Source organism: Sulfurovum sp. (genome assembly GCF_049668085.1).
Taxonomy (GTDB): domain Bacteria; phylum Campylobacterota; class Campylobacteria; order Campylobacterales; family Sulfurovaceae; genus Sulfurovum.
This window is the reverse complement of the sequence record NZ_JBATIY010000075.1, coordinates 1-6,530: the sequence shown is the minus strand read 5'-3', so window position 1 is coordinate 6,530 and position 6,530 is coordinate 1. Positions and strand designations below refer to the sequence as shown.

The window sequence follows — 6,530 nt, the reverse complement described above, 5'->3', positions numbered from 1 at the left end:
GCATTTCATTGGCTCTGAGTACATTAATGATACCTTTGACTCCAATCTTTATGGACTTTTCATCAAACCGCAATGCCTCACCTGCTTCATAAAGTAAAATAGGAACACCCTTGTCCTGTGCCACAGCACGCAGTGACCCATCACGAAGTGTAGAGTGTAATACCCCTGGTGCCTCAAATGCAAGTGCAAGCCTCAAAGTATACTCATTTTCTATATTGGTTCTCACCTGCGGAAGATTATCTTTATGTATACTCGCAGTGTGCAAGTCAATTCCAAGGTCACATTTAGAAACGATCTCATCAAGAAAAGTTTTAGCCACACGTGAAGCGAGTGAGCCTTTGGATGATCCTGGAAAATTTCGATTAAGGTCACGTCTGTCGGGCAGATAACGAGTAAGATTCATCGTCCCATAAATATTGACTACCGGAACCAAAATAAGTGTTCCTTTTAGCTTATCGAGTAAATGAATCTGTTTTAAGCGGCGGATAATCTCAATACCATTCAATTCATCGCCATGAATCGCAGCAGAAATGAAAACAATGGGGCCCGCTCTTTTACCACGAATCACATGTACAGTTAAAGATGTTGGAGTACCATAGAAGCCTGGCAGACTTATTTCAATCCGCTTCTTAGTACCTCTTAATATCTCTACACCACCTAGAACAAAAGACTTTTCATCCATTTTATGCTCCAATATTATCTTTTTTAATACGACGTTTTTTATTATCAGGCAAAGGTGAAATACTAGAGTCAATATAATTCATTATCTTACCTGCTATATCAATACCTCTAGCCTTTTCTATGCCCTCAAGTCCAGGTGAAGAATTGACTTCCATAACCAATGGGCCACGATCAGAAGGGATCATATCTACACCGCATACACCTAGTCCCATTGCTTTAGCTGCTGCTAATGCCATAGATTTTTCTTTTCTATTGAGCTTATAAGCAGTAGCACTTCCCCCTTGATGAAGATTGGAACGGAAGTCTCCTTCTGCACCCTGACGCTTCATCGCACCAACCACTTCGCCATTGACAACCAATGCTCGTATGTCAGCCCCTCCCGCTTCTTTAATGAACTCTTGGACCAAAAGGTTTACCTCCATACCATAAAAAGCATCCAAAACAGACTGTGCAGCTTTTTGTGTTTCTGCCAATACTACACCAACACCCTGAGTCCCCTCAAGAATTTTGAGTACCAACGGTGTACCACCACTAAGTTTGATAACATCTTTGGCACTAGCTTTGTTGGATGCAAAAACAGTTCTTGGCATATCTACACCATGCTTGGAAAGCACTTGCAGGCTTCGAAGCTTATCTCGAGATCTTGCAATGGCAAGATTTCCTGCCACACTGAATGCACCCATGATCTCAAAGTGACGTACCATTGCCGTACCGAAAAAAGTACGACTTGCGCCAATACGAGGGATAATAGCATCTGGGACGGGAAGAAGTTCCCCATCATAGACCACTGCCAATTCACCCTTCATGATCTCAATACTGCACATCAAATAATCAATCACACGGATATTCCACCCTTTAGCCTCACCTGCCTCTACTAATCTCTGAGTTGAGTAAAGTTTTGTATTTCTTGAAAGTATGTACACGGTCATCTATTTATCCTTTTTTGTTATATATTTATGTGAAACATCTATCAAATAATGATGCGAAAGAAAACGTCTGCCTATTAACATAGGATACTTCATATTTTCACGGTTCGCCAATGATATTTCTGCTTCATAAGTTTTGCAACCGAGCTTAATTAAGGATTTTATGAAAATTCTCTCTTCACTTTTTCCATTTGAACTTTTTACTTTTTTTATATTGTGTATGGGCAGGGTTATCTTTTTTCCATGATAAGCTTCATGCACTTCATCGTGAAGCAAAAAAGTAACTATTTCACCTTCAACCTCAATATCATCACAATGTATCGAGCAGGAATCTGCTCCAGTATCGATCTTGGCATCTAAGTCAAACAGTTCGATCTCCGGTAAGTCTACTGATTCAATATATCCAACTACTTCCATGTGCTACCCCTTCTTTTTAATATTATACTCTACTTTCATCCAAATAGAGTGCCTCAAGTACTTTTATCGCATCCATTACAGCAGGCATAGAGACTGTTTCACTTGTCGTATGGTATCCTGTTGTAGGCAACTGAAAGGTTGTTCCTTGTATGGTTCCCTCACTTGCGTTGACGATACGTCCCATCTCTGTGCTTCCTAAAGAATAAGGTGTGCTGCCTTGAGCTATGCGCACCTCATTCAATGCCTCTATATATTGATCCTTATACCCATAACTAATCGAGAGATCATCGCAAATATCTGTGATCTTTTGAGTCAATGATGATGTGAATGTTGCATTTGAATCTTTATTCCTAAGTACAATATGCTGAGTATCAGCACTGTTTCTATCGGGATATGGACTTGTATCAAGCACCAAAAGCTCATCCGTGCAAATATCCCTGCCTCTAAACCATTCTAAAAGAAAACGCCAGCTTTTCCCTGCTTCTTCTTCTGCAGTAAAGAAAGCTCTTCCCTGGTATCCTCTTTCATATAAAAAAAGAATGATCGCAGCACTAAGCACATTATCTAGTTGTGCGGAGAGATGCCCCTCTTCATAGCTCAAAGTATCTACAAATGCTACAGGGGTTCCTGCATACAAATGTTCCAACCCTTTAACATTAAAAAGCAGGTTTGCTCTACGTTCACAAAAATAGGCATTGTCGATCTTCCCTAATCCAAGATAAGCTCCAGACCAGGGATCATAGGCTTGAACACGCTGGTTTATAAAACGTTCTATAATATCCCTATATGTCTTTTCCGCTACAGAGTCCCCCGTAAGATCCCCTCTATTCTGAGCCGTGAAGGCAGCATACTGAAATTCATTTGGGCCAGTACATATCAAACCATGACGATCAATATGTGCGCTGATCATTCCGCTATCAGGATCATTTCCCTCAGCAACCAGTACACCTTCATATAGTGTGGTTTGGATACCTATCTCTTCCAGCTCTCTTTTCAAAGAAAGAAAAAAAGAATGCTCTGCTCCAACCACTGAAGGTGTACGGATAAGCTGCTTGAGAATATCAAGGAAACGACTCATTTCGCTTGATTCCCCAATAGTTTCCCTAATGTGTTTTAAAAAAATTTCTTTAAACATTTTTATTCTACTCTTTTCTGTAAATATATAGAACTAATATTATATCTTCTCTTTGCCACAAAATAAGTCATTTGTAATGAAATTTTTCTCAAGTTGAAAATAATTATATCGTGTAAATGATTCCTATAATATGTACAATAGATAAATAGCATATCATCATCTATATATGCCTTGTACTTATCATTTATAAAATGATACAATCACGACTTATTTACATATCAATAAATGATATATAAAATAAGACTTTTAATATCAAAAATGAGAAGAAAATGATAAGTAGAATTAAAAAATGGTGAGACAAGTAAAAAGCATCTATTTTAACATCAGACTTCCTAATCTCGATCTAAAACGCGCTACAAGCATAATATAGAGATTCCTTTTCCTCAATTGGTCCTGAACATCAAAAACACTTAAATGACAAAAGATATATTTAATTAATTATTGTCAAAACTTTTTTTATATTCATGCTCAATGTAAAGAGGGCTGTATTTCATTGTGACAATTCTAAATACAAAAAGTATCGCAATAATACCAAGAATTGATACAATTTTTATGAGATCAAATTTATCATTTACAATTAACATAATATCACGGATGAAAAATATGATCGTAGAGTCGATCATTAATCGTAATTTGAGTCGGTTTTCATTACCAAATAGAAACTCGATTAGCATACGAACTAGTTCAAGGATGATAATAAACTCTAAAAGTGCTACAGCCAATGTAGAAAATGACCTAATACTACTGAAATCTTCTACAGAAATAAATAGTCCTAATGTAATAATAAACTGGATAAAGATTGGAGCTTTCTCCAATGTGAAATAGCGATTCATAATGGCCTCATTTTTTTAAGTAGTATACTCTTTTTTTGTTATGACGATAATATTGGCAATTAGATCAATATTGATCTCTTATGGTGTTGGTGTCAAAAAATTGAGAAGTCAGATTAAATACATATTTTTTATAACTTCGTATTTTGTATCAATACGGTTTTAAATATCCATACAGCAACTAAAACACCACTAATAATTGATGAGAGTATGATCGATAATTTGGCTAAATTCACAAGTTCAGTGTTACTGAATGCAATATCCCTGACAAAAATAGACATGGTGAATTCTACTCCACCAAGAAGACTCGCACCGAAGATATCAACCCATCGAAGTGAATCAGGTTTTCTGGCAAAACCACAACGATCTGATAGATAAACAGCACCAAAGATACCTAGTGGTTTAACAACATAAAGTCCAAGAATTATGCCAAACTTACAGGATGTAAGATTGATAATAAAACTGTGGATAAGGAAACACCCGCATTAAAAAAGGCAAAGACCGGCATCTTATTAAATTACAAACTCTTTTAATTTATACCCATCGTCATTAACTCAAATTATACAATAAACCTAAAACTAAAAAACTCAAAAGCGAACTTAGCATCACTATTGAAGAAATTTTTTTCTCATGATAATCATATTTTTGTGCTATGACAGCCAAGGCTATTGCAACAGGTATACCACTTTGCTGAAAAAGAAAAGTATACATCTTATCTATCATGTCAGGTAAAAAAAGAAGAACCAGAAATGTAGTAGCTGGTAGTAATATAGCTCTTAAAAGGACATAAGGGAGTGCGGTCTTAATAAGTTGAATTGAGAAAGTGTCATATATAAACATCCCCAGAACAAAAATGGCTAAGCCACCTGCTGTTTTGCCTAAAAGAGCACTGGCTTTGTCAAAGAACGCTATATGAAATCCGAAAAGTGCTAATGCTAGACCTATAAAAATTGCAAAAACAGGTGGACTTTTTAATACATTAAAAAGAATCACTATTTTAACTTTGCCATTCTTGGCATATTCTAGAAATGCAACACTTAAGATAACCCCTAACATACCTAATATACTTGCCGTTAATACAGCAAAATCTAAAATTTCTCCCCCATATAATGAATCGAAATAAGCTATTCCAAAAAAAGCATTACTACCAAAACCTAGTGTAAGTGATGAAATGATCATCTGATCTTTACTAATAAACTTGAATGTATACGCTAAGATGATGATTATAATCGAAATTATGACAGGCAAAACAGAGCCAATAATAATCTCCATCTCAATGAGATTAAACTGTATGCCAGAAATCGTGTCAATGAATAATGCCGGGAGTGCAAATCTATAAACAAAATTATTTAAAACGAGTTTATCTGAGGCAGAAAAAAGCTGCCTATATCTGCTAAATATGCCAATAGCGGTAATTGCCAACAAAAGTAATAATGTTTGTAAAAAATCCATATTAAGAATCCTGCTTATTATAAAAGAAAATAGAAATCAATAGATAAAAGATGCTGGTATCATCACAGCTACACCATTTATATCAAGGTAGTCTTAATTTTTGGACAAAAGTAAAGAAGACATACAATGAAAAGAATTATGCGATCTAAAATTAAAAATTATCATAAAATCAGAAATATCAAAAATGCTTAAGAGCCTTTCATCGCTTTCTAGGATAGTATGAATTTAAACAATATTATTTAATTGATTGTATAAAAAACACTCATGTTTAATCCAATGTAAAAATACCTATAGGGTAAACCCTATAAAATATATAACTTTATAAGGTTTTCTCTTCATGCTATTTTCACACTTCTATTTTATACTACACTTAGCATTTTGATAAGACGTTTCTCATCAGTGTATCAGATAGATAATATACTCAAAAGGACATGACCAATGAAAAGAGAATTGACAGAATTGGAACGCATGGAACTGCACAAAATAGTAGAAGAGCAAAATGACGTAAAATTGGCTAGATGGTTCATTGATCATCATCTCAATCCTCATGACTATATACGGTGCCTGCTAGAATTAAATGATGGGTTTCACGAACCATATGGGTCGGTAGCTATACAGTTATCTGTCTGGAGAAATGAGTTGGACAAAGAAGTACATGATTGCTATGATACTGGATGTGATATCAAATAATCTTGTATAGTCCTGTATGACAATTCACTGAGATGTAAAGACAATGAAAAATCTAAATAGTGGAACAGTAACTAAATTAGAATATTCAATGTAATGAAAACCTCATAGTGTTATATATTTTATATGGTTTTAAAAAGTGCTAGTGTCTAACCAGTATAGTGTTAACGTTTTTTGATATATCTAGGTATCTTCAAAATGAAGATACCCGAACAGATACACGTTCCTTGAGGGTTGGTTCAAATGGGTCTATGTATATGCAATATGTTCAAGTTTAGGCATATTCAAACTAAACGAATGATTGAAAATTCATTAGGGAAATAGCGACTACTATGGAATAGTAAGTGCGATAAAGACAATACCACCCACTAAAGCTACAGCCATTAATATGAAGCTTAACAT

The 6,530-nt window shown here is 35.2% G+C and carries 8 protein-coding genes; 1 reads left to right on the top strand and 7 read right to left on the bottom strand.

The annotated features are described in order from the left end of the window. From WBM70_RS04665 to WBM70_RS04635, 7 genes are all read right to left on the bottom strand, one after another. A partial coding sequence (locus tag WBM70_RS04665; RefSeq protein ID WP_424557345.1) for a succinylglutamate desuccinylase/aspartoacylase family protein occupies positions 1–682 on the bottom strand: 682 nt, incomplete at its 3' end. 1 nt (position 683) lies between these two features. Next, a complete protein-coding gene (gene rimK / locus WBM70_RS04660) occupies positions 684–1,610 on the bottom strand; it encodes a 30S ribosomal protein S6--L-glutamate ligase (RefSeq protein WP_424557344.1) in 927 nt (308 codons plus the stop codon). Continuing rightward, complete coding sequence (locus WBM70_RS04655; protein WP_424557343.1) at positions 1,611–2,024, bottom strand: ATP-dependent zinc protease; 414 nt, start codon at positions 2,022–2,024, stop codon at positions 1,611–1,613. Between the two features lie 22 nt (positions 2,025–2,046). Continuing rightward, positions 2,047–3,159: a peptidase M42 gene (locus tag WBM70_RS04650; RefSeq protein WP_424557342.1), complete on the bottom strand. Its 1,113-nt coding sequence runs from the start codon at positions 3,157–3,159 to the stop codon at positions 2,047–2,049. Positions 3,160–3,593: 434 nt separating this feature from the next. Then, on the bottom strand, positions 3,594–3,992 hold the full coding sequence (locus tag WBM70_RS04645; RefSeq protein ID WP_424557341.1) for a hypothetical protein: 399 nt from the start codon (positions 3,990–3,992) through the stop codon (positions 3,594–3,596). Positions 3,993–4,120: 128 nt separating this feature from the next. Next, entirely contained in the window at positions 4,121–4,381 is a 261-nt protein-coding gene (locus WBM70_RS04640; RefSeq protein WP_424557346.1) for a Na+/H+ antiporter NhaA, read from the bottom strand. Between the two features lie 157 nt (positions 4,382–4,538). After that, positions 4,539–5,441 (bottom strand): AEC family transporter, encoded by a 903-nt coding sequence (locus WBM70_RS04635; RefSeq protein ID WP_424557340.1) that lies wholly within the window; start codon positions 5,439–5,441, stop codon positions 4,539–4,541. A gap of 438 nt (positions 5,442–5,879) precedes the next feature. On the opposite strand from WBM70_RS04635, the gene WBM70_RS04630 reads away from it, so the two are divergent. Continuing rightward, positions 5,880–6,131 (top strand): hypothetical protein, encoded by a 252-nt coding sequence (locus WBM70_RS04630; protein WP_424557339.1) that lies wholly within the window; start codon positions 5,880–5,882, stop codon positions 6,129–6,131. Positions 6,132–6,530 lie beyond the last annotated feature (399 nt).